Genomic DNA, 21,201 nt, shown 5'->3' with positions numbered 1-21,201 from the left:
TTGCGTCACTCGGCGAGAATCGACGGGAGCCTGTGTGAGTGTCGGTTCCACACGGACGGAGGCGAATCCTGACGGAACTGCTCGGCCGTCGCACCGAGCGCGCAACGACTCGGAAGCTGCTCGCGGACGCCCGCGTCGGCAGGAGCGGCGCGCTCGTCGTCCGTGGTGAGGCGGGCATCGGCAAGACCGCGCTGCTGCGGGATGCCGGCGAGGCAGCGCGCGAGTCGGGATTCGACGTGCAGTCGACGGCCGGGAGGGAGGCGGAGATGCCGTTCGCCTTCGCGGCCTTGCAGAATCTCCTGTCGCCGCCTCTCCTCACGCACTCGGCCGCGCTCCCCGGGCCGCAGCGAAACGCGCTCCAGGTGGCGCTCGGCCTCGCCCTGGGCAGACCACCCGACCGCTTCCTGGTGGGGCTGGCCACCCTGAATCTCCTCTCGGAGGCGGCAGAGGTGCGCCCGCTCCTGTGCCTCGTCGACGACGGACAGTGGCTCGACGAGGTGTCGGCGCAGGTGCTTGCTTTCGTTGCACGTCGGCTCGCGGCGGAGCGCCTGGCGCTCATCTTCGGGACGCGCGACACCACACAGGGGAATCCCGCGTTCGCAGGGTTGGCGGAGCTGCGTCTGACGGGACTCGCCGACGCGGATGCGCGGGCACTGCTCACCACGGCGCTCCGGGGGCCGGTGGACGAGCGCGTGAAGGACCGGATCCTGGCGGAGACGCACGGAAACCCCCTCGCTCTGCTGGAGACGCCGCGCGGCATGCATCCCTCGGACTACGTCGGCGGATTGGACGTGGACGTCCCGCACCGCATCGAGAACTCGTACCGCCGGCGGTCGGCCACTCTGGCTGCGCAGGCGCAGCAGTTCCTCCTGGTTGCCGCGGCCGAGTCGACCGGAGATGCGGAGCTGCTGTGGCAGGCCGTCGCTCAGCTGGAGATCGCCCGTGACGCGGCGATCGATGCAGAGGCCGCGGGCCTGGTGGAGATCGACGAGCGGGTGCGATTCCGTCACCCACTCGTGCGTTCCGCTGTCTACCGGGCCGCGGCGCCGTCCGAGCGTCGCCGCGCTCACGGCGCGCTCGCCGCCGTCACCGACTCCCGAACCGACCCCGACCGACGTGCGTGGCATCGGGCGCAGGCGACGCTCGGGACGGAGGAAGGCGTCGCCGCGGAACTCGAGCGCTCGGCGGAGCGGGCTCGTCGCCGTGGCGGATCCGGAGCGGCCGCCGCCTTCCTGCGGCGGTCCGCGGAACTGACGCCTGATCCGAAGCGACGGTCGCGGAGGGCGCTCGTTGCAGCCCATGCAACGCACGAGGCGGGCGCATCGGATGCGGCTGTCGAACTCATCCTCGTTGCGGAGAACGGCAGACTCGATGACCTGCAACGAGCTCGCCTCGAACTGCTCCGCGCCCAGATCACCTTCTACACCACGCGCGGGAGCACCGCACCTCAGATGCTGCTCGATGCCGCAGAGGCGCTCGCGCCCCTAGACGCCGATCTGGCGCGCGACAGCTACCTTCGTGCGCTCGAGGCGTCATTTCATGTCGGCCGGCTCGGACGGGGCGAGGAGCTGGTCCGCGCCGCTCGCGCGGCAGAGGCCGCGCCTCCGCCTCCGTCGCCTCCGAGGCCTCTGGACCTGATGCTCGCGGGTCTCACCACGCTCTTCACCCGGGGCTACGAGGCGAGTGTTCCCGCTCTGCAGCGGTCACTCGGTGCGTTGCGCTCCACCGACTCGGAACTCGACGAGGGCAGCCGAGGTCGGCTGTGGCTGGCCTGCCACATCGCGGCGACGCTGTGGGACGACGAAGCGGTGTATGAGCTCGCCACGCTCGACGTGCGGCTCGCTCGCGAAGAGGGCGCGCTGGCTCGCCTCCCCGCAGCGCTCAATGCGTTGGCCTCGGTGCTCGTGCTCACCGGCGACCTCGCGCGTGCGTCCGAGATGCTCGCCGAGGAGCATGCGATCACCCAGGCGACGGGCGCCCCACCCCTGCCCAATGCCCGACTCATCTTCGCCGCGTGGAGCGGTCGACGGGCAGAGACGCTGGATCTGCACGCGGAGATGGTGAAGGAGGCGTCGGAACGGGGCGAAGGGGCGACCCTCGGCTTGTCCGACGTCGCATTGGCCGTTCTGCACAACGGGTTCGGCCATCATGAAGAAGCTTTGGCCGCGGCACGGCGTCCGGTCGCGTACGACGAGCTGACATTCGCCAGCATCGCCCTGCCCGAGCTCATCGAGGCGGCCGTGCGCGCGGGCCGCACCGAGGACGCTGCCGACGCGCTCGAGGTGCTCAGCGTGCGGGCGCGCGCCAGCGGGAGCGAGTGGGCACTGGGTCTCGAGGCACGTTCGAGAGCGCTGGTCCACCCTGGATCGACCGCAGAAGCGCTCTATCGGGAAGCGATCCGCCGGCTCGGGCGGAGCCGGATGGCCACCCATCTCGCGCGCGCTCATCTGGTCTACGGCGAGTGGCTGCGCAACGAGGGTCGACGTCAGGACGCCCGCGACCAGCTGCGCACTGCTCACGACATGCTGGCGGACATGGGCGTCGACGCGTTCGCCGCCCTGGCGGCAGGCGAGCTGCGAGCCACGGGCGAGCAACCTCGCGTGCGCAACGCGCGGCCGTCCGATGCGCTGTCGCCTCAGGAGCTGCAGGTGGCGCGGCTGGTGGCCACCGGCGCCACGTCGCGCGAGGTGGCCGCCCACCTGTTCTTGAGTCCGCGGACGATCGACACCCACCTCCGCAACATCTTCCGCAAGCTCGGGATCACCTCGCGCCGCGAGCTGCGGGAGATGGAACTGTGGTGAGAACAGTGGCGGGCATCCGTGTCGCCGCCACCCTCGAGTCGGACGGCCGTACGGCACCGCGTCACGGGCGCAGGTAGGACGCGCCGTTGAAGTCGAGTACGGCCCCGGAGGCCCAGGTCGCCGCGGGCGAGCTCAGGAAGAGAACGGCGTCGGCGACCTCCTCGGGGGTGACGACGCGCCCGAACGGGCTCTGAGCGCGCAGGTCGGCGCCCTCGATGCCTGCGAGCTTGTCGATCTGTCGCTCCGAGCTCACGAACCCGGGCGCGATAGAGGTGACGACGATCCGGTGAGGCGCGAGCGCGACCGCCATCGACTGACCGAATGCGTGGAGGCCGGCTTTGGCGGCACCGTACGCAGGGAAGTCAGGCTCGCCGCGGAAGGCGCCGCGGGAGCCGATGTTGACGATGAAGCCAGGTGCCGCGCGTTCGATCAGGCGACGGGCGACGAGATAGGTCATGTGTGCTGCGCCCAGCAGGTCGACGTCCACGATCGTCCGCCACGCCGTGAGCCAGTCCGGGTAGCTCGTCTCGGCCACGCCGTGGCGGATGCTCTCGGCGGGAGCGACGGCGGCGTTGTTGATCAGGATGTCCACGCCGCCGAGCTCTGCGTCGGCGGTCCGCACGATCGTGTCGGCGATCGCCGGGTCGCTGAGGTCGCCTCCGACGATGATGTGCCCGGGGCCCTGCAGTGTGCGGAGTGTCTGCTCCGCCGCGCCGGCGGCGGCGCCGTAGTGGACGGCCACGCGATCGCCGCGCTTGGCAAGAGCCTGTGCGACCGCGCGTCCGATGCCGCGGGAGGCGCCCGTCACCAAGGCAGATGCCATGGTTCCTCCCCTTCCGTTGTCTTCAGCACCGTATACGCATCGATCGGCCGCTTCGACGACCGCGTGGGGCCCTTGACCGTGTTGCGGCCACACGGTGTTCGATCGTCTCCATGGCGCGCATACGCACGGACAAGTCCGGCATGTCTGTCACCGCCGACATCGGCGGGCGCGGATTTGCCACACTGCTGGTGAATGCAGTGCTCGACGACAGCATTCGAGATAGCGTCGATATCGTGCCTGTCTGCCCCCTCTTCGCTCAGCAACTGAATCGTCACGGTGCGGAGTTCGTCGCCGCAGGTGGACGATTCCGCTCGCCCGAGCGTGCCGACGTGATGATGGTCGGTCGCGCCCTACGGCAGCTCCGCTGATGCGTCCGTTCCTCGACAGGGCGGTACCCGAGGCCTGGAACGCCGCGACCGCTTTCGCAGCCGCTATCCGCACAGCCGCCCTGGATCGCGGGCTGTCCGCGGCGGAGTCGGAGCTTATCAAGGTGCGTGCGTCGCAGCTCAACGGCTGTGCGTTCTGCCTCGATCTGCATTCCCGGGAGGCGCGGCAGGCCGGCGTGCCACAACAGCGACTGGACCTGCTCCCGGCCTGGCGCGACACGTCGGTCTTCACCGAGCGCGAGAAGGCGGTGCTCGCGGTGGCCGAAGCGAGCACTTCGCTTCCCCTCGCCGACCGGTCGGTGGCCGAGCTGTCAGCGGCACGCGCGGCGTTGGGCGATGACGCCTTCGCCGCCGCCGAATGGGTCGCCGTCGCCATCAACGCGTTCAACCGCGTCTCCGTTCTCAGCGAGCATCCCGTGCGGCCCCGGGATGGCGACGGCAAGCTGCTGCGCTGACGTGGACGACGGTCTGCGTGCGCCCACCTTTGACCGTGTGGTGACGACATGGTGTGGGGTGGCCACATGACGAAGAACGAGCAGCACCATTGGTTCAGCCGGTGCGGCAAGTCGGTGCAGGAGTGGCTGCTCAACAACCCGAGCTCACCTCTTCCGCTGGCCGCACTCGACGCGGTGATAGGGGCGGGAGGCCAACCCGTCCGACGCCGCGCATCGGAGGATTCGCGGACGGAGGCGTATTACCTGCAGCCGTCTGACAGGGCGTACATCTCAGAGATGCGCAGAGCGGGTGAGGCCGGCGGCGCTCGGTAGCGAGCGGCCCTGGGAACACGATCCCAGGTCGCGACGTTGACGCCGGACGTGGAGACGACTCTCGGAATCATCGATGTCGTAGTCGTCGGCGCGGGGCAGGCCGGCCTGTCGGCATCGCATCACCTCCAGCGGCGCGGATTCGTCAACGCGCTCGATGATCCTGATGCGGCTCGCACGTACCTCGTGGTCGACGCGAACTCCCAGCCGGGAGGGGCGTGGTCACATCGGTGGGAGTCCCTCACGATCGCCACCGTCAACGGGATCTTCGCCCTCCCGGACTTCCCCCAGCCCCGAATGCGAGACTCCGAGCCGAGCCGGACGGCTGTTCCGCGCTACTTCGCCGCCTATGAATCTGCTCACCAGATCCGGGTCCTGCGGCCTGTGCATGTGCGGAGGATACGTCGCATCGATGAGAATCCGGCCGGGCTGCTCAGCGTCGAAAGCGACCAGGGGTCATGGGCCGTGCGTGCCGTGATCAACGCGACCGGCACGTGGAACAACCCGGTCAAGCCGGCGTACCCGGGCGCAGAGAGCTTCCGAGGACGTCAGCTGCACACCCGTGAGTACACGGGATACGAGCACTTCGCCGGGCAACGGGTGGCGGTCGTCGGCGCGGGAATTTCCGCCGTTCAGCATCTCGAAGAGGTCTCGCGCGTGGCCGAGACCTTCTGGTACACCCGGCGGCCACCGCAGTGGCTGGACACCGAGTTCGAGGCTGAGACGACCGGACGCGCCACGATCGCGAAGGTCGTCGCCGACGTCGAAGCGGGTCGCCCGACGGGCAGTGTCGTCTCCTACACCGGTCTGGGGTGGACGTCCTACGCGCGCGCTGCTCGAGACCGCGGGGTGCTGGACGCGCGCCCGATGTTCTCCTCGATCGCGCCCGCCGGGGTATGGGAGGCAGATGGTGCCTTCACCGAGCTCGACGCGATCGTGTGGGCCACCGGTTTCAAGGCCGACCTCGCGCACCTCGACCCGCTCGGGTTGCGAAATGCGCAGGGCGGCATTCAGGTGCACGGCACGCAAGCTGCTCGAGACCCCCGAGTGCACCTGATCGGATTCGGGCCGTCGCAATCAACGGTGGGGGCCAATCGCGCCGGGCGTGACGCCGTCGTCGCCGTCCAGCAGTATTTGTCGGCGTCAGCCGAAGGGTTCTCGAGCCGGCTCACCCCTGCTTAGAGATCGACTCGGCGGGCGCCTTCCGTCTCTGAGTGCGCTCCCAGATCCGCAACGCGGCGTTGGCGAGGATCAGCGCGCCGCCGAGCGCGCCGCACGGGACCCCGACGGTCGCCAGGATCCCGGCACCGATGTTGGCATCCGGTGCTGTCGGGTCCCAGATCAGCACTACGCCGACGAGCATCGCATAACCGAGGCCGAGAAGGATGGCTCCCGCGTAGTAGGTCTTCATCTGTCTCCTTCATGACGCGAGGTGTCGCACCAGTGGACGTCATGTGGTGGGAACAGGGTCAACCCGTGGCTCCCCCTCCCGCAGCGGGCTTGACCGTGTTGTCGGGCCACGGTCTTCAATCGATGGCGGAAGAGGCGACGGCCGAAGGGAACCCGATCATGAAGAGCTCAGTTCGCACTGCAGGCCGCCGGCGTCGATGGCCCTGGATCGTCGGTGCGGTCGTCGCGGCTCTCGGGGTCTCGGTCGCCGCGCTAACGCTGGTGTTCCAGTTCGGCCTGCCCTGGTGGAGCGGCGATCGCGACCACAACCACGTCTACGTGTCGCCCGACGGTGTCAGCCAGCTCTATCAGGTGCACGTGCCCCCGCAGCACGACGGCTCGACCGACTTACCGGTGATGATGGCGCTGCACGGCTGCGGCATGACCGGCTTCGGCTGGAATTCGATGAAGGAGACCACGCAGTTCAACACCCTCGCCGACCGGGAAGGCTTCATCGTCGTCTACCCCACGCAGCGTCCGTTCGAGAGCACGATCAACTGCTGGAACTCCGCCGACCCCCGCAACCAGGTGCGAGGGTCGGGTGAGCCGGCCCTGCTCGCCGGAGTGGCGCGGGAAGTCGTCGCGACATATGCCGCGGATCCGGAGAGGGTGCACGTCTCCGGCGCGTCGTCGGGAGCCGGGGCTGCCGTCATCCTCGCCGCCACCTATCCCGACGTGTTCGCCACCGCCACGTCGGTCGCCGGAGGTGAATACGGCCTCAATCAGGTCGACCCCGACGATCCGGATTCCACCCCGCCGACAGCGACGGCGCGTCAGGCGTGGGCGCAGATGGGCGATCGAGCTCGGCCGCTGCCGATGCTGGTCGTACAGGGAGGAGAGGATGATGTCGTGCCGACGCTCGTCGGCGAGAGGCTCGTCGATCACTGGCTTGCGGTGCACGACCTGATCGACGACGGACTGCTGAACGACAGTCTCGGACTCGTCGACGAGACCGTCGTCCATCCGCCGGCGGATGACCGGTACGCGTACGAGCACACCACCATGACGACCCCGGAGGGGCGCGTCGTCATTGAGTACGTCTTCGCCGACCGACTCGCGCACGCCTGGTCTCACCCCGACGGCAGCGGACTGTTCACCGATACGGCAGGGCCCGACGTCACCCGTATCGCCTGGGACTTCGCGCAATCGCACGACGCCGCCGACGTCGGGGACGGGTGATCGGATCGACGCGTTCGGGTCTGGATTTGACCCTGTGGCGAGGACACGGAGTCAGATGACGGCTGGAGGTTCTTCATGATCACAGCGCATGCGCTGACAAAGAGGTTCGGAGGCCGCGCCGCGGTCGACAACATCGACTTCGTGGTGCGTCCCGGACTCGTCACCGGTTTTCTCGGTCCCAACGGCGCCGGGAAGTCGACCACGATGCGAATGATCGTCGGTCTGGATCGACCCAGTTCCGGCTCGGTGACGGTGAACGGCAAGCGGTACGCCGACCACCGTGCACCCCTGCACGAAGTGGGCGCTCTCCTGGACGCCAAGGCGGTGCATCCGGGCCGCAGCGCCCGCGAGCACCTGCGCGCTGTCGGGGCCACGCACGGGATCACGGCGCGGCGCGTGGACGAGGTCATCGGGATCACGGGACTGGACACGGTTGCCCGTAAGCCCGTCCGGGGGTTCTCGCTCGGAATGGGGCAGCGCCTCGGTCTTGCCGTCGCCCTGCTGGGTGATCCGGCGGCACTCGTGCTGGATGAGCCGGTCAATGGACTGGATCCCGACGGCGTGGCGTGGGTTCGACACTATGTGCGAGCGTTGGCCGCCGAGGGGCGTACCGTGTTCCTGTCCTCCCATCTGATGAGCGAGATGGCTCAGACGGCCGACCACCTCATCATCCTCGGGCGGGGGCGGATCGTGGCTGACGCGCCAACCGCCGAGATCGTGGCCATGGCCGCTGGCGAGTCCGTGAACGTTCGCACCTCGGATCCCGCCCGCCTGGAGCGTCTGCTTTCGGCCGAGGGTGCCACTGCGGCCCTGACTGCGGAGACGGATCTCCTCTCCGTCACGGGGCTACGAGCCCCGCGGATCGCCGAGGTCGCAGCGTCCGAGGGGGTTGTCATCTACGAACTCACGCCGGTGTCCGGTTCGCTCGAAGACGCCTACATGTCGCTCACGAAGGACGATGTGGAGTACCGCACGGAACTCTCGCCCGCGGAGGACCGCCGATGACGACGAGATCAGCAGCCCCTGACGCCGCGCAGCGCGTCATCCGTCTTGACAGGGTGGTGGCCGCCGAGTGGATCAAGCTCCGCAGCGTCCGCTCGACCTGGTGGAGCTATGCGATTCTGCTCATGCTGACGGCCGGCCTCGGCGCTCAGCTGTCCAGCGTGCTGAGCTTCAGCGGAATGGATGGAACGCCGTCGCAGGATGCGGTTCAGGACATGGCGGTCTATGCCATGACGGTCAGCACGGACTTCACGGCGCTCGTGGTCAGCGTCCTCGGTGTGCTGGTCATCGCCGGCGAATACGGCAGCGGCCTGATACGGACCACGCTGACCGCGGTGCCGCGACGCATCCCTGCGCTCGTGGCCAAGGCCCTGGTGTTCGGCATCGTCACCTTCGTCGCCAGTGCCGTCGCCTTCGCCGTCGCTGTTCCGATCTCGGTCGCCCTCTTCTCGAGCAACGGCATCGACATCGACGTCCTGGACGCGCGGTATTGGATGGCGCTTCTCGGCGCCGCGGCGTATCTCGCGATGGTCGGCCTCATCGCTCTCGCGATCGGCGCGATCTTGAGGAACAGTGCAGGCGGCATCGCCGTGGCCATCGCACTGGTGCTCGCAGCGCCCCTGCTCGTGGGGCTCCTCTCGGGGGTGTCGCAGCTGACCTGGCTGCAGAACGCGGCAGGCGTGCTGCCGTCGGAGGCCGGCACCATGCTGTTCACCTATCCGACGACGCAGAGTTGGGTGACCCTCGACAGGCCCGAAGCGGCCCAGGGCTGGATCGTCGAACCCTGGCAGGGCGCCGTCGTCTTGGGTGCATGGTTCATCATCCTCTTCGCGGTGTCGGCGATTCTGCTGAAACGTCGCGACGCGTGAACGCGCTCACGCGTGGCCGGATCCCGTGGCGCATCGAAGCGGGAAGAGGGAAGGCGGCGCAGCGCCGAAAGGAGGGTCACGCATGAAGTCGGTGGTGCCGGACTATCTCGACGACGTGCTGCGAAGCGTGCGATCGGATGCATTCGGGGAACCCGCGCGGTACATCCCCGAACTCGCCACCGCGGACCCGGATCGGTTGAGCGCCGCGTTCGCCACCGTCGACGGAGAGATGTACGGCTCCGGCGACGTGGACGTGGAGTTCACCATCCAGTCGATCTCGAAGCCCTTCGTGTACGGTCTGGCACTCGCAGATCGCGGGTTCGATCCCGTCCACGCCAAGGTCGGTGTCGAGCCCTCGGGTGAGGCGTTCAACGAGATCTCCCTCGAACCGGGATCGGGGCGGCCGCGCAACCCCATGATCAACGCCGGGGCGATCACGGTGCACTCTTTGGCCGGCCGCGATCGCCAGAGTGCCGAGGATCGGGTTGCTCGCGTTGTGCGGGGTCTCTCCGCCTTTGCTGGTCGTCGGCTGGACGTCGACGACGGCGTGTGTGTCCGAGATGGAGCATGCGCACCGCAACCTCGCCATCGCCCACATGCTGCGCAGTCAGGACATCTTGGAAGAGGATCCAACGGCGGTCGTCGAGGGGTACGTCCGACAGTGCGCGGTGCTGGTCACCACACGAGATCTGGCGGTGATGGCGGCGACGCTCTCGAACGCCGGAGTCAATCCGCTCACGGGCGACCAGGTGATCTCGGCTCCCGTGGTGCGCCAAGTGCTCAGCGTCATGGCCACCTGCGGCATGTACGACGCTGCCGGAGACTGGGCGACCCAGGTGGGGATACCGGCCAAGAGCGGGGTTGCGGGTGGATTGATCGGTGCGCTCCCTGGGCAGGTCGGTATCGCGACCTTCTCGCCGCGGCTCGACGCGCACGGCAACAGCGTGCGCGGTGTGTCCATGTTCGAGCGCTTTTCGAAGGACATGGGTCTGCATGTCATGGAAGTGCCCGCGGCGGCTCGCTCGGTCATCCGCTCGAATCACGTGCGGGGCAGCGGTGACGCGGCGCTGCGTGTCTTCGAGTTGCAGGGCGGAATCCGGTTCGCGGGCGCGGAGCGCGTCGTACGCGAGGTCGTCGAGACCGCGCCGGGCGAGCCTCGGGTGGCACTGGACTTCACGGCCGTCCACTCGGCCGACGATGTGGCTCGGCGGATGCTGGTGGAAGTCGCGCGCCGCCTCTCTCTCGACGGGCACGACGTCTTCGTCGTCGACCCGGACGGGATCGTCGCCGATCCGGGGTCCTCCGCTGATCGGCGCTTCACGGTCATCGGGCGGATCGACGGCGCGGAGGGACGCGTTTCGGCGTGACCCCGGTCGTGAGACACCCGGAACCGAGGTTGAGACGGGCGGCACCATTTCGCCGCTCCGGCGCGCGGTGGCATCCGTAGCGTGACACGCACCGTTTCGCTTCAGGAAGAGAGATCAGCATGAACCGCATACCCCTTAAGCCCCTGGCCGGCCAGGTCCATCACCTCGGCTACGTGGTCGACGACCTCGAAGCCGCCGTCGCTCGGTTCGCCGCTGCGACAGGTGCCGGGCCCTTCTTCTTCTCGGAGCACGTGCGGCTCGACGAGGTCACCACGGGGACCGGCGAGCCTGCGGTCTACGACCACTCCAGCGCGATCGGCCAGCTCGGCGACATCGCCGTGGAGTTCATGGTCGTGCACGACGTGTTGCCGTCGTCGGTGAAGGAGCCGCTCACCGGGTTCGCCTCGCCGGCTCTCCATCATGTCGCCTGGGCTGTCGAGGACTGGGATGCGGTCGTCGCGCAGCTCGACGCGGCGGGAGCTCCCTCCTACATGCAGGCGCGCTTCGGCGCGATGCGCACCTCCTACCACGACGCGTCAGCGCTGGTCGGTCATCACATCGAGATCCACCTGCAGAACCCCGACCTCGTTGCGTTCTTCGGCATGGTCCGCGACGCCAGCGTGGGCTGGGACGGGACCCAGGTGCTCCGCCGCCTCGAGCTCTGATGACGCGCGGCGGCGCGCCCTGCGGAATCCCGGCAGGCGCGCCGCCGTTGCATCCCGGGTGACAGTGGACGTGGGATCAGGATCACGACGGCCGGTGCCGCGCGCAGACCGGCATCCGGCGCCCGCGCGCTCACGGCGGGCCGTCGGTGTGCGCGCCGAGGCTGGAGGCGAGTGGGGTGTCGTCGTGGGGGATCCGGCGCGGCCGGCGCTGCACGCCGTTCTCGATGGCACGGTGTGGATCCGGCTCGCGCAGGGAGGCGCGCGCCGACTCGGGCCGGGCGACGCCGTGTGGCTCCCGGCGGGGACACCGCACGCTCTCGCGTCCAATCCGGACGCCTTCGCTCAGCCGTGCGATGTCGTCGCGGGACGACGGTCGCAGGTGGGCGGACGACGGATGCGGCTGGGACACTCTTCGCCAGACACGCGGATGCTCACGGTGCGCTACGACGGCGATGCGGACGACGATGCCCTCACCCTCCTCCCCCGAGCTCAGCCCCTGTTGTTGGAGCCGTCGGCGCATCCGGCCCTCGATGCCGCGCTGAGCGCGCTCGAGGCCGAGCTCTCCCATCCGCAGATGCACCGGGACTCCGCCACCGAGACCCTCGCCGATCTCCTGCTCGTCCACGTGAGCCGTACCGCCGAGCGATATGTCGCGAGCGCTGAGGGCGGCCACGTTCAACGGCACGCCGGTCCCGTCATCCGCGATGCGCAGGCCCTCGTCCGTCGGCATCCCGAGCAAGCCTGGACCACCGAGTCGCTCGCGGCCGCAGTTCGCGTATCTCGCGCGACCCTGCACCGACACTTCGAGGCGTCGCTGGGGATCTCGCCGCTCGCCCAGGTGACGGCGTGGCGGATGCACATCGCGTCGGTACGTCTGCGGGAGACCGACGAGTCGGTCGGCAGCATCGGGCGATCCGTCGGATATGCCTCACCGCACGCGTTCAGCCGCGCTTTCCGTCGAAGCCGCGGACAGACGCCCCGCGAGTACCGAACGGCTGCCCGCGCGCCGCAGTGAACCCGCCCGGTCGGGCTCTGGGCTGTGGGCTCTGGGCTGTGCGATGTCTACCCTGAGCTTTCGCGCGTCGGAGGCGTAGCCTCGGCGCCCGCCTCCGATTGCTCGATGATCTGCTGCGCAATGACGCTGGCGCGACCGATGACGTCCAGCTGTGCGGGGTTGTAGAGCGCGACGATCGACTCCAAGAACGTGTTCTTCGTGACCTCAGGGCTGCGGGAGAGGTGCGCCCGTGGATCTCGCAGCCACGGGAAATCGGACAGAGTCCGCGCCATCGTCACGGCATACCTCTCTGCGAGCTCCTGCCGCTCCGCTTCTCCCGCGTCCTCGGCTAGATCGTTGAACGCCTCGCTCGCGTCATCCCGCTCGGTCTCCAGCATCCGCTTGACGTCGGCCATGGCCGCGTCGTCGTAGAGCCGGGAGTAGATGAGCATCAGCGCCCGCTCGGGCTGGGAGAGCAGGGGGGCGACGTCCTCGAAACCGCTGGGGACATCCGTGGCGGACGAGCCTTGGAGGATGGCTCTGATTTCGGCCCGCGCGCGTTGCAGCCGCTCGATGCTCCGCGCGAGATCGGCGTCGATCGCCGCGAGGGCGTCGGCGGAGCTCTCCTGCGCACCGCCGACTTTCTCGATCTGCTCGAGAGGCACGCCGAGGTCGCGGAGGCGTCTGATCTGCAGCAATCGGACGAGATGAGCTACGCCGTACTGCTTGTACCCGTTGGACATCCGCTCGGGCTGGTCGAGGAGGCCGACGCGGTGGTAGTGGCGCACCGTGTTGACTGTCGTGCCGGCGAGGATGGCCAGCTCACGCGTGCTCCACGTCATGGGACACCCGCTTCACTCGTCCGTTCGCTCTGAGCCATTCGCTAATTCACGGCCATGTTCCCAGCACCAGGTCAAACGCTCCAGCCCGAATGGGCTACCAGGCGGAGCCGACTGATCTGCTGCCTGAATCCGCTGTTGACCATGTGGCGACAACGTGGTTTCGGATGGGTGAAGATTCGCCGGCACCGGGCTGGACGAAGTGGCAGAAGGGCGTGACGATGGGTCGCATCACGGTGGGAACCGAGAACAGCACACCGATCGAGGTGTATTACGAGGACCAGGGTTCGGGACAGCCGGTCGTGCTGATCCACGGCTATCCGCTCAACGGCCACAGCTGGGAGCGCCAGACACGCGAACTCCTCGCGGCCGGGTACCGCGTCATCACGTACGACCGGCGCGGCTTCGGGCAGTCGTCCAAGGTCGGCTCGGGGTACGACTACGACACCTTCGCGGCCGACCTCAACACAGTCCTCGAGACACTGGACCTGCGAGACGTGGTGCTCGTCGGGTTCTCGATGGGCACCGGGGAGCTTGCGCGATACGTGTCGACCTTCGGGCACGATCGCGTCGCCAAACTCGCGTTCCTGGCGTCTATCGAGCCGTTCCTCGTCGCGCGCGACGACAACCCCGACGGCGTGCCGCAAGACGTCTTCGACGGCATCGCGGCTGCCGCCGAGAGTGACCGCTACGCCTGGTTCACCCAGTTCTACCGCGACTTCTACAACCTCGACGAGACCCTTGGTTCGCGCATCAGTCAGGAAGCGGTCACGGCCAGCTGGAACGTCGCGATCGGCAGCGCTCCCGTTGCCGCCTACGCGGTGGTGCCGTCGTGGATCGAGGACTTCCGCGCCGACATCGAGGCCGTGCGCGCCAGCGGCAAGCCGTCGATGATCCTGCACGGCACGAAGGACAACATCCTCCCGATCGATGCCACGGGCCGTCGCTTCCATGCGGCCTTCCCCGAGGCCGACTACGTCGAGATCGAGGACGCTCCGCACGGCCTGCTCTGGACGCACGCCGACGAGGTGAACGCCGCGCTCCGGGAGTTCCTCGCACGCTGACATGCACGAACTGCGGGCGGTGACCGGGCAACGGTCGCCGCCCGCAGTTCGCTTGCCGTGGACACGAGTTCTTGCGCGCGTCTTCGTACCCTCAGAAGCCCTCGCGCCACTCTGTGATCAGCCGCGCGACCTCGTCAAGGTGCGACTCGAGCAGGAAGTGGCCGCCGTCGATCAGCTCGATGCGCGCGCGCGCGGCGTCTTTGCGGAAGGCCTCCGCGCCTGCGGCATCGAAGATCTCGTCGTTTCGGCCCCAGACCGCGAGGACGGGGACCTGCGAGGAGCGCAGCCACCCCTGGAGCGCAGGGTACAGAGCGCGGTTGGTGCGATAGTCACCGAAGAGAGCCAACTGTGCTCTGTCGACGCCCGGCCGCTCGAGCAGCCGGATGTCGTGCTCCCACGCATCCGGATCCACGCGCTCCGGCTCGGGAACGCCGTGCGTGTATTGCCATTCGACAGCGGCCCGTCCCAAGGCCGGACGGAGAGCCGCCTCGTTCTCGGGGGAGGGATCGTCGCCGTATGCCCAGATCGGCGCCCAGAACTCCGGTACGAAGCCCTCCTCGTAGGCGTTCCCGTTCTGCGAGATCACACCCTCGATGGAATCCGGTCGCGCCAGCGCGAGGCGCCAGGCGATCGGTGCTCCGTAGTCCTGCGTATACACAGAGAATCGGGTCAGGCCGAGGGTGTCCACGAATCCGAGCGTGACGTCGGCAAGCGCATCGAAGGTGTAGTCGAAGTCTTCCGCGGAGGGTGCGGACGAGCGCCCGAATCCGATGTGATCGGGTGCCACGACCCGGAACCGACCGCTCAAGGCGGGGATGAGGTGTCGGAACATGTGCGAACTCGTGGGGTAGCCGTGCAGCAGGAGGAGAACGGGCGCATCAGGCGGACCCGCCTCCCGGTAGAACACGTCCAGCTCGCCGAGGGGCACTGTGCGATGGAAAGTCGCGGGCACGGCGCGGCCGATCAGGTCCGGGCGGCCGTGACGGCCGCCGTGACGAGGGCGTTGGTGACGATCGATGCAACAGTGCGGGCCACCGCGGACGCAGCCGCCGTCGCACCCCAATCGCCCTGCTCCAATTCCTTCGCCCGGGTGTAGACGGTGCCACTCCATGGGATCTCGGCATGGAACTGCGGCAGCGTGTCACTGGCCGAAAGCAGGGCGATCGACGCCGCCGTGCGCTCGTCGGGGTCAACGCCATCGATCAGCGTCGAGCGAACCTTCTCCAGAAGCTCCGCCCGACGCTCACTCCCGAGCGCGTAACGTGTCGAGGGGAAAATCCCCAGGGCCCGGTACTGCTCGGCGCGCAAGTCGCCGCGTTCGACGAGACGCTCGAGCGTGGGCCGGCGCAGATTCGGTCCAACGGAAGCGAGAACGGTCTGGACACCACGCGGCTTCTCTTCCACGAGGTCCCAGACCGGAGCGAGGAGCTCGTCCGTCGGTCTTGCCGCACCGACGGCGTGGACCGGCCGCGAGAAGAGTCGTTGCTGTCGTGTCTCGATCCTCCCGCTGAGCGCGAGATCGGTCACTGCGGCGCCGGCGAGGACGTAGAAGAGGATGTTCTCTCCGGCGATCGTCCGGGATTGCGGTTGAAAGAGCAGAAGGAGGACATCCTCGACCAACGAACGGTCGGCGGGCGGACTCGAGAGCGGCGTCTCCTCATGCGGATGCGGCGTGCTGTCTGTCACGGGGTCTCCTTCTGGCCGGTGATGTTCCCCGACGCTCGGGTGGCGGAGCGAGGGCTACCTCGGAACCGGTGAGCGGCCACACCCATGGCACAGGGTGTCCCCGCCACAGGGTCAAGGGCTGTCCGGCGGAAGCATGGGCTTGTCACGCCGAATCCGCCGTCTGCGTGAGCAGCGCCTCTCGCGCGAGGATCCCGGCGCGCGCGAAGACGTCGAGCTGCGCCGGATTGTAGAGTTCGGCAGCAGCAGCGACGAAGGTCTGCTGGGCCTGCCATCTATTCTTCGACATCTTCTGGGCCGGGTCACCGAGCCACGGGTAGTCGACGAGGTTCTGAGCGATGGTGGGGGCGATCCCCTCAGCGAGTCGCTGACGCGTGGGCTCATCGGCGTCCGCCGGAAGTGCGTCGATCTCTCGGCCGACCCCGGCGGCATCCCCGTCGGTCTCCACCATGCGGCGAAGGTCGGCCATGGCGTCCTCGTCGTAGAGACGGCTGTAGATGTGAATGATCGAACTGTCGGGTTCTGACAGGCGGCGGGCTACCGAGGCGAATCCCGCCGGACTGTCGGCGGGTGCCTCTTCGCGCAGGATCACCGCGATGTCTGCCCTGGCCTGCTGGATCCGCTCGACGTCCGCGGCGAGGTCGGCGTCGATCTCGCGCAACAACTGCGGAGCGTCGTCGCCGCCTCGACTGACCTCGGCGATGCGTGCGAGCGGCACACCGAGTTCGGCGAGCCTTCGGATCCTCAGCAACCGGACGAGATCGCGCACGCCGTACTGCTTGTAGCCGTTGTACCGGCGGACGGGTTCCTTCATCAGGCCGAGCCGGTGATAGTGGCGGATGGTGTTCACCGTCGTCCCCGCGAGGTCAGCCAGCTCGCGAGTGCTCCACGTCACGGCAACCGTCCAGCGCGTCCGACTCGCGCCTGCAGCAGCATCCCGCTGGCGATCGCCGCCAGGCCGACCGAGCGGGTCCCGGTACCCGTGATTCGCGGCTGGGCAGGTTCGGCGCGCTTGTATCCGAGCGGTGCATCACCCGGTCGCCCAGGACTCGTTGGTTTCATACACGTAGCTTCCTCGGAGAACCGAGGGCTTCGCGTCGGCGATTCTCACCTATGTGACCTTGACCATGTGCCGAGCACACGACATCCACTGTCGGACCAGGGCGTGCTCGTCAGCACGTCTGGATCGAAGGGAACGTCATGCGCGCGCCGACTGTCGTCCTGGTTCACGGGGCATTCACCGATTCGTCCAGCTGGAATGAAGTGATCGCGCGCCTCGATGAAGACGGCGTCCCTGTCATTGCGGTCGCCAATCCGCTGCGCGGACCCACGGGCGATGCCGCCTATCTCAGCGACATCCTCGACACCCTGGCAGGGCGCGCCGTGCTCGTCGCCCACGACTACGCGGGGATGCTCATCACCCGGGCGGGTGGGCACCACAGTGTCTCGGCGTTGGTGTACGTCGCCGCCTTCGCTCCGGACCACGGAGAGAGCGTGGCCGACATCATGTCGCGGTTCCCCGCCAGCCCACTCGCGCGTCGGCTATCACGTCGGGCGATGTCAGAGGGTACGGAGCTGATGATTCCTCGCGAGATATACGCCGAACAGTTCGCGGCAGATCTCCCCGGACCGCTCGCATCCGCCATGAGCGTCACCCAGCGGCCCATCGTCGAGAGCGCGCTCACGGAGCCCCTGGCGGGCGGCCCTCCGGCCTGGCGGATCCGCCCCAGCTGGTTTCTCTACGGCGACGCGGATCGCAGTATCCCGGAGATGGCGTTGCGGTTCATGGCGGAGCGGGCCGACCCCGTGATTCGGCGCGTGCTGTTCGGAGGATCCCATGCGCTCCCCGCTTCCGAGCCGGACGCGGTTGCCGACGTCATCATCGCCGCGGTGGCGGCGGTCCGCGAGTGACGGGACGAAGCGCGCGTCCCTTGACACTGTGGCCAGAACACGGTCTCCACTGGATCGAGCTGGCCATTCATCGTCGCCGGCAGAAAGCGGGATCCCGTGGCTTCCAATCCGTATGAAGGACTCCAGGACTTCGTCGGGGGGCTGCCCGACCTGGTGCAGCCTCTCATCGTCGCCGGACTGGGGATGATTCCGTATGTCGAGGGGGAGGGATCGGCCGCGATCGGCATCATCGTCGGCATCAACCCCGTCGTCGCCGCCGTCGCCGGCGCGGCCGGCAACATCCTGAGCGTCGTCCTGGTGGTGCTCCTCAGTTCACGCGTGCGTGATTCCGTCGTGGCCCGGCGAGCACGTGCCGCGGACGGCGCGGTCGCCGTCGACGTTCTCGACTCGGCGGGCGCGTCGACGGACGAGGGCAAGCCGACGCGGCGCTCGAAAGGGAGGAAACGCCTGAGCTCCTGGCTCGTGCGGTTCGGCGTTCCCGGGGCGAGCATCCTTGCACCGTTCGCTCTTCCGACCCAGCTCACGGCCGCCTTCTTCGTGGCCTCCGGCGTCAAGAAAGGCTGGGTCATCCTGTGGCAGGTCGTGGCGATCGTGCTGTGGACGGGGCTCGTCGCGGCCGCGGCGCTCGGCTTCGTCACGCTCCTCGGGTGGGGATGACGACGTGACCGGCGTCATCCAGCGCGTCGAGAACGGGCTCCTCGCGCTGGCGATCCTGCTCGGAATGCTCGCCTTCGAGCAGCCGTGGTGGCTTCTGTTCGCGGCCTTCCTCGTCTTCGATCTCTCGGCGCTGGGTTATCTGGCGGGCCTGCGGGTCGGCGGCATCGTCTACAACGCCGTGCACAACTATTCCGGTCCCGCGATGGGCGCGGCGGCCTGGTTCGCCGTCTTCCTCGCCACCGGAAGCGACGCGGTGTGGATCGCGCTCCTCGCCGCGTGCTGGGCGTTCCACGTCGCCGTCGACCGTGCGCTCGGCTACGGGCTGAAGGAACAGGACTTCACCCATACGCATCTCGGTCCGATCGGACGCGCTGCACGTGCCTCACGCGACGCCTCCGCTCGTCGCCGGACGTATATCGCACAGGACACGCGTCGCACGACAGCGTCCATCTAGACCAGCGGGGCGGAGACGATGACCGTTCGGTACGTGAGCGACCTTGCGCGGGCGAATTGGAGTTCCGTGGTCTCGGCCGTCGCGGGGATGTCGGCAGTGTTCGTCTTCCTGTTCCAGAACGAGCACGGCGCGCGTGCCGACACCGTCACCATCCTCATCGTCTTCTATCTCATCGCGTGGCCGGTGTTCGTCGCGACCTATCTCCTGTGGACCCACATCCTCTACGTCCGGCTGGGCCCTCGCTCGCTCAAGGCCACGTCGCAACGCGAGCGCCGGTCCCTTCGTCGGTGGTGGGTGAGGTTCTTCGGGTACGGCGGTGCAACGAATTGGGCACTGATCGGCGCCGTGATCGCGGTGGCGTTGACGGTCGTGGTTGCGCAGAACCCGGTCTTCCGTGACGACTGGGCCTTCATTCTGCTCGGCCTTCTGACCGTCGCGAGCTCGTGGGCGCTGATGGTGTACTCCTTCGCCCTGGAGTACCTTCGGCTCGCCACCGATACCGAGGGGCCCGATCCGCACATCGAACTCGCCATCGACGCCGACCCGCAGTTCAGCGACTACCTCACGCTGGCGATCCTCGTTTCGACCATGGCCGCGACCGTGTCGGCGACCATCCGGTCGGGACGAGCATGGAAGCTCGTCCGCGTGAACGTCCTCTTCGCGTTCACGTTCAACTCGGTGATCGTCGCCATGATGGTCTCGCTCCTCTTCGGTGGCCTGCTGAGCTGATGCCCGAACCGGTCCGATTCAGACCGCGCGTCGTAGCATGAGCACAGCGTCCTCCAGGTGAGCCTGCGAGCCGTCGGGTGCCGTGACGTCTCGGCGCCGGATCTCGAGGGTCTCCGTGTGCCACGCGCCGTCATCCAGATCGAGGAGTGCGAGTTCCTCTTCGGGTGTGCGGAAGTTCGGCACGTGCTCGGCGGATTCCGGCGCCCAGGGCGGCGGGCCGGCGTGCGAGACGACCAGCAGACGCCCCCCGGGGGCTACGCGCTCGGCGGCGGCGCGAAGGATGCGGATGCGTGGAAAGTCCGGCTCCCATGAGTGCAGGAAGCTCGCGAGTACGAGGTCGAAGCGGTCATCAACCGCCTCGACGCCGTCGCCCACGACGAACGTCGCGTTCACTCCTCGGTCTGCAGCAAACCGGGTGGCGCGCTGGACGGCCGTGGCGGAGACATCCACGCCGGTCGCCCGCCATCCCCGTTCGGCGAGCCAGACCACGTCTCCTCCCTCACCTGAACCGACGTCGAGCACAGAGCCGGGTTCGAGCTCGCCGGCGATCGCGGCCACCGTGGAGTTCACCCGGCCCGACCAGAAGCGGTCCTGCGCGGCGTATCGCTCCTCCCACCCGGCGTTGCGCTCCGCAGCCCGCGCGGTGATGGCGAGGTCGACGTCCTCTTCGGTGAGTCGGGCGTTGGCGCCGGCTCCCGCCATCGCACCGGATCCCATCGATACGGGCACGTTCGCGAAGGGCGAGACCGCGTTGCCGGCAGCGAACACGCGGGGATGACTCGTCGCACCCGTCACGTCGGCGATGAGCGGAGAGCCCGGTGCCTCCGACCGGGAGAGCTCGAGCGAGTGAGCGAAATCGAGATTCAGCATCGGCGCGCCGCCGGTGAAGAGCGCGTCGACTCGGTGCTCGATGCCGTCCTCGGTCGTCAGAGCAAGTCCGGTGCCGACGCGGTCCACCCGACGTACAGGCTGGGCGACGACCCGGATGCCGCGGGCCACGAACGCCGCGTGCACGTGGTCGTCGAGGGGCTCGGCGAGAGCAGTGAACGCGGTGACATCAGCAGAGAGCTGGCGCACCAGCTGAGCCTGATGCGCCGACATCGGCGACGTCATCAGCACGCCGAGTCTTCGCCCCGCCACCTCCCACCCGTGGCAGTAGGGGCAGTGCAGGACAGTCTCGCCCCACGCGCCCGCAAGGCCCGTGATCTTTGGCAGGTCATCGCGGACTCCGGTGGCGATGATCGCGACTCGCGCAGTGTCGACGGAGCCGTCCTCGCGCCGAACGTGGAGTCTGTCGCCGGCATCCGTCACCGCAGAGACGGTGCCCTCCACAACCATCACGCCATACGCTTCGGCTTCCGCCCTGCCCGTTGTCAGAAGCGCGACGGGATCCGTCCCGTCCTGGCCGAGGACCCCGTGCATATGCGCTGCGAACCGGTTCCGCGGTCGGCCGCTGTCGATCACGAGCGTACGCCGACGAGAACGACCCAGCATCTGCGCGGCGCTCAGTCCCGCGACACCACCACCGATGATCACCGCATCCCAATCATTCGTCATGTCGTCAA

At 68.3% G+C, this 21,201-nt stretch carries 23 protein-coding genes and 1 pseudogene; 17 read left to right on the top strand and 7 right to left on the bottom strand.

Annotation, left to right across the window (positions count from 1 at the left end; genetic code table 11):
- Positions 1 to 38 precede the first annotated feature (38 nt).
- Positions 39 to 2,801, top strand: a complete 2,763-nt coding sequence (locus tag QSU92_RS05505) for a helix-turn-helix transcriptional regulator (protein WP_289265172.1) — start codon at positions 39 to 41, stop codon at positions 2,799 to 2,801.
- A gap of 61 nt (positions 2,802 to 2,862) precedes the next feature.
- Here QSU92_RS05505 and QSU92_RS05500 read toward each other — a convergent pair whose 3' ends face one another.
- Positions 2,863 to 3,624: an SDR family NAD(P)-dependent oxidoreductase gene (locus tag QSU92_RS05500; protein WP_289265171.1), complete on the bottom strand. Its 762-nt coding sequence runs from the start codon at positions 3,622 to 3,624 to the stop codon at positions 2,863 to 2,865.
- A 140-nt stretch (positions 3,625 to 3,764) separates the two neighbouring features.
- On the opposite strand from QSU92_RS05500, the gene QSU92_RS05495 reads away from it, so the two are divergent.
- The 4 genes from QSU92_RS05495 to QSU92_RS05480 all read left to right on the top strand — a co-directional run bounded on the left by QSU92_RS05495 (position 3,765) and on the right by QSU92_RS05480 (position 5,956).
- The gene (locus tag QSU92_RS05495) at positions 3,765 to 3,992 is read left to right on the top strand and encodes an N-acetyltransferase (protein WP_289265170.1); all 228 of its coding nucleotides are present in this window, start codon (positions 3,765 to 3,767) and stop codon (positions 3,990 to 3,992) included.
- A complete protein-coding gene (locus tag QSU92_RS05490) occupies positions 3,992 to 4,465 on the top strand; it encodes a carboxymuconolactone decarboxylase family protein (RefSeq protein ID WP_289265169.1) in 474 nt (157 codons plus the stop codon). Before QSU92_RS05495 ends, QSU92_RS05490 begins: the two co-directional genes overlap by 1 nt.
- A 66-nt stretch (positions 4,466 to 4,531) precedes the next feature.
- Positions 4,532 to 4,777, top strand: a complete 246-nt coding sequence (locus QSU92_RS05485; RefSeq protein WP_289265168.1) for a hypothetical protein — start codon at positions 4,532 to 4,534, stop codon at positions 4,775 to 4,777.
- Between the two features lie 48 nt (positions 4,778 to 4,825).
- On the top strand, positions 4,826 to 5,956 hold the full coding sequence (locus QSU92_RS05480; RefSeq protein ID WP_289265167.1) for an NAD(P)-binding domain-containing protein: 1,131 nt from the start codon (positions 4,826 to 4,828) through the stop codon (positions 5,954 to 5,956).
- Here the strand turns inward: QSU92_RS05480 and QSU92_RS05475 are convergent.
- A complete protein-coding gene (locus QSU92_RS05475; protein ID WP_289265166.1) occupies positions 5,943 to 6,185 on the bottom strand; it encodes a hypothetical protein in 243 nt (80 codons plus the stop codon). The two genes, QSU92_RS05480 and QSU92_RS05475, sit on opposite strands and share 14 nt — an antisense overlap.
- A 158-nt stretch (positions 6,186 to 6,343) precedes the next feature.
- Here QSU92_RS05475 and QSU92_RS05470 point away from each other — a divergent pair, with 158 nt between their 5' ends.
- The 7 genes and pseudogenes from QSU92_RS05470 to QSU92_RS05445 all read left to right on the top strand — a co-directional run bounded on the left by QSU92_RS05470 (position 6,344) and on the right by QSU92_RS05445 (position 12,320).
- Complete coding sequence (locus tag QSU92_RS05470; RefSeq protein ID WP_289265165.1) at positions 6,344 to 7,402, top strand: extracellular catalytic domain type 1 short-chain-length polyhydroxyalkanoate depolymerase; 1,059 nt, start codon at positions 6,344 to 6,346, stop codon at positions 7,400 to 7,402.
- 75 nt (positions 7,403 to 7,477) lie between these two features.
- Positions 7,478 to 8,407, top strand: coding sequence for an ATP-binding cassette domain-containing protein (locus tag QSU92_RS05465; RefSeq protein ID WP_289265164.1), 930 nt, complete (start codon positions 7,478 to 7,480; stop codon positions 8,405 to 8,407).
- Positions 8,404 to 9,273, top strand: coding sequence for an ABC transporter permease subunit (locus tag QSU92_RS05460; RefSeq protein WP_289265163.1), 870 nt, complete (start codon positions 8,404 to 8,406; stop codon positions 9,271 to 9,273). The genes QSU92_RS05465 and QSU92_RS05460 overlap by 4 nt, the downstream gene beginning before the upstream one ends.
- Before the next feature lie 82 nt (positions 9,274 to 9,355).
- A pseudogene (glsA, locus tag QSU92_RS17560) lies at positions 9,356 to 10,211 on the top strand (glutaminase A); the annotation flags it as partial.
- Positions 10,212 to 10,232: 21 nt separating this feature from the next.
- Positions 10,233 to 10,640, top strand: a complete 408-nt coding sequence (locus QSU92_RS17555) for an STAS domain-containing protein (protein ID WP_422880433.1) — start codon at positions 10,233 to 10,235, stop codon at positions 10,638 to 10,640.
- 119 nt (positions 10,641 to 10,759) lie between these two features.
- Positions 10,760 to 11,305: a VOC family protein gene (locus QSU92_RS05450; protein WP_289265162.1), complete on the top strand. Its 546-nt coding sequence runs from the start codon at positions 10,760 to 10,762 to the stop codon at positions 11,303 to 11,305.
- 94 nt (positions 11,306 to 11,399) lie between these two features.
- Positions 11,400 to 12,320, top strand: a complete 921-nt coding sequence (locus QSU92_RS05445) for an AraC family transcriptional regulator (RefSeq protein WP_289265161.1) — start codon at positions 11,400 to 11,402, stop codon at positions 12,318 to 12,320.
- 47 nt (positions 12,321 to 12,367) lie between these two features.
- Here QSU92_RS05445 and QSU92_RS05440 read toward each other — a convergent pair whose 3' ends face one another.
- Positions 12,368 to 13,141 carry a MerR family transcriptional regulator gene (locus tag QSU92_RS05440; RefSeq protein ID WP_289265160.1) on the bottom strand — a complete coding sequence of 258 codons (774 nt, stop codon included), beginning with the start codon at positions 13,139 to 13,141 and terminating at the stop codon, positions 12,368 to 12,370.
- Between the two features lie 218 nt (positions 13,142 to 13,359).
- On the opposite strand from QSU92_RS05440, the gene QSU92_RS05435 reads away from it, so the two are divergent.
- Positions 13,360 to 14,202: an alpha/beta fold hydrolase gene (locus QSU92_RS05435; protein ID WP_289265828.1), complete on the top strand. Its 843-nt coding sequence runs from the start codon at positions 13,360 to 13,362 to the stop codon at positions 14,200 to 14,202.
- Positions 14,203 to 14,293: 91 nt separating this feature from the next.
- On the opposite strand, the gene QSU92_RS05430 is transcribed toward QSU92_RS05435, so the two are convergent.
- The 3 genes from QSU92_RS05430 to QSU92_RS05420 form a co-directional block, all read right to left on the bottom strand.
- Positions 14,294 to 15,130, bottom strand: a complete 837-nt coding sequence (locus tag QSU92_RS05430; protein WP_333783449.1) for an alpha/beta fold hydrolase — start codon at positions 15,128 to 15,130, stop codon at positions 14,294 to 14,296.
- A 35-nt stretch (positions 15,131 to 15,165) separates the two neighbouring features.
- Positions 15,166 to 15,888, bottom strand: a complete 723-nt coding sequence (locus QSU92_RS05425; protein WP_289265158.1) for a GOLPH3/VPS74 family protein — start codon at positions 15,886 to 15,888, stop codon at positions 15,166 to 15,168.
- 142 nt (positions 15,889 to 16,030) lie between these two features.
- Complete coding sequence (locus tag QSU92_RS05420) at positions 16,031 to 16,780, bottom strand: helix-turn-helix domain-containing protein (RefSeq protein WP_289265157.1); 750 nt, start codon at positions 16,778 to 16,780, stop codon at positions 16,031 to 16,033.
- Positions 16,781 to 17,085: 305 nt separating this feature from the next.
- Here QSU92_RS05420 and QSU92_RS05415 point away from each other — a divergent pair, with 305 nt between their 5' ends.
- The 4 genes from QSU92_RS05415 to QSU92_RS05400 all read left to right on the top strand — a co-directional run bounded on the left by QSU92_RS05415 (position 17,086) and on the right by QSU92_RS05400 (position 19,636).
- Positions 17,086 to 17,796: an alpha/beta fold hydrolase gene (locus QSU92_RS05415; protein ID WP_289265156.1), complete on the top strand. Its 711-nt coding sequence runs from the start codon at positions 17,086 to 17,088 to the stop codon at positions 17,794 to 17,796.
- A gap of 96 nt (positions 17,797 to 17,892) precedes the next feature.
- Positions 17,893 to 18,453, top strand: coding sequence for a small multidrug efflux protein (locus QSU92_RS05410; protein WP_289265155.1), 561 nt, complete (start codon positions 17,893 to 17,895; stop codon positions 18,451 to 18,453).
- A gap of 4 nt (positions 18,454 to 18,457) precedes the next feature.
- Positions 18,458 to 18,907 (top strand): DUF4260 family protein, encoded by a 450-nt coding sequence (locus QSU92_RS05405; protein WP_289265154.1) that lies wholly within the window; start codon positions 18,458 to 18,460, stop codon positions 18,905 to 18,907.
- 33 nt (positions 18,908 to 18,940) lie between these two features.
- Positions 18,941 to 19,636, top strand: coding sequence for a DUF1345 domain-containing protein (locus QSU92_RS05400; RefSeq protein WP_289265153.1), 696 nt, complete (start codon positions 18,941 to 18,943; stop codon positions 19,634 to 19,636).
- Positions 19,637 to 19,654: 18 nt separating this feature from the next.
- Here the strand turns inward: QSU92_RS05400 and QSU92_RS05395 are convergent, their stop codons facing one another.
- Complete coding sequence (locus QSU92_RS05395) at positions 19,655 to 21,193, bottom strand: FAD-dependent oxidoreductase (protein ID WP_289265152.1); 1,539 nt, start codon at positions 21,191 to 21,193, stop codon at positions 19,655 to 19,657.
- Between the last annotated feature and the right edge of the window lie 8 nt (positions 21,194 to 21,201).

It is taken from the genome of Microbacterium sp. ET2 (genome assembly GCF_030347395.1).
Taxonomy (GTDB): Bacteria; Actinomycetota; Actinomycetes; order Actinomycetales; family Microbacteriaceae; genus Microbacterium; species Microbacterium albipurpureum.
The sequence above is the reverse complement of the archived record's forward strand: the minus strand, read 5'-3'. Positions and strand labels throughout refer to the sequence as shown.

Bases quoted from the DNA above. Each gene is read 5' to 3' on its own strand.
- QSU92_RS05500 (WP_289265171.1), bottom strand. From the start codon at position 3,624: ATGGCATCTGCCTTGGTGACGGGCGCCTCCCGCGGCATCGGACGCGCG.
- QSU92_RS05495 (WP_289265170.1), top strand. From the start codon at position 3,765: ATGTCTGTCACCGCCGACATCGGCGGGCGCGGATTTGCCACACTGCTG.
- QSU92_RS05490 (WP_289265169.1), top strand. From the start codon at position 3,992: ATGCGTCCGTTCCTCGACAGGGCGGTACCCGAGGCCTGGAACGCCGCG.
- QSU92_RS05485 (WP_289265168.1), top strand. From the start codon at position 4,532: ATGACGAAGAACGAGCAGCACCATTGGTTCAGCCGGTGCGGCAAGTCG.
- QSU92_RS05475 (WP_289265166.1), bottom strand. From the start codon at position 6,185: ATGAAGACCTACTACGCGGGAGCCATCCTTCTCGGCCTCGGTTATGCG.
- QSU92_RS05470 (WP_289265165.1), top strand. From the start codon at position 6,344: ATGAAGAGCTCAGTTCGCACTGCAGGCCGCCGGCGTCGATGGCCCTGG.
- QSU92_RS05465 (WP_289265164.1), top strand. From the start codon at position 7,478: ATGATCACAGCGCATGCGCTGACAAAGAGGTTCGGAGGCCGCGCCGCG.
- QSU92_RS05460 (WP_289265163.1), top strand. From the start codon at position 8,404: ATGACGACGAGATCAGCAGCCCCTGACGCCGCGCAGCGCGTCATCCGT.
- QSU92_RS17555 (WP_422880433.1), top strand. From the start codon at position 10,233: ATGTTCGAGCGCTTTTCGAAGGACATGGGTCTGCATGTCATGGAAGTG.
- QSU92_RS05450 (WP_289265162.1), top strand. From the start codon at position 10,760: ATGAACCGCATACCCCTTAAGCCCCTGGCCGGCCAGGTCCATCACCTC.
- QSU92_RS05440 (WP_289265160.1), bottom strand. From the start codon at position 13,141: ATGACGTGGAGCACGCGTGAGCTGGCCATCCTCGCCGGCACGACAGTC.
- QSU92_RS05435 (WP_289265828.1), top strand. From the start codon at position 13,360: ATGGGTCGCATCACGGTGGGAACCGAGAACAGCACACCGATCGAGGTG.
- QSU92_RS05415 (WP_289265156.1), top strand. From the start codon at position 17,086: ATGCGCGCGCCGACTGTCGTCCTGGTTCACGGGGCATTCACCGATTCG.
- QSU92_RS05395 (WP_289265152.1), bottom strand. From the start codon at position 21,193: ATGACGAATGATTGGGATGCGGTGATCATCGGTGGTGGTGTCGCGGGA.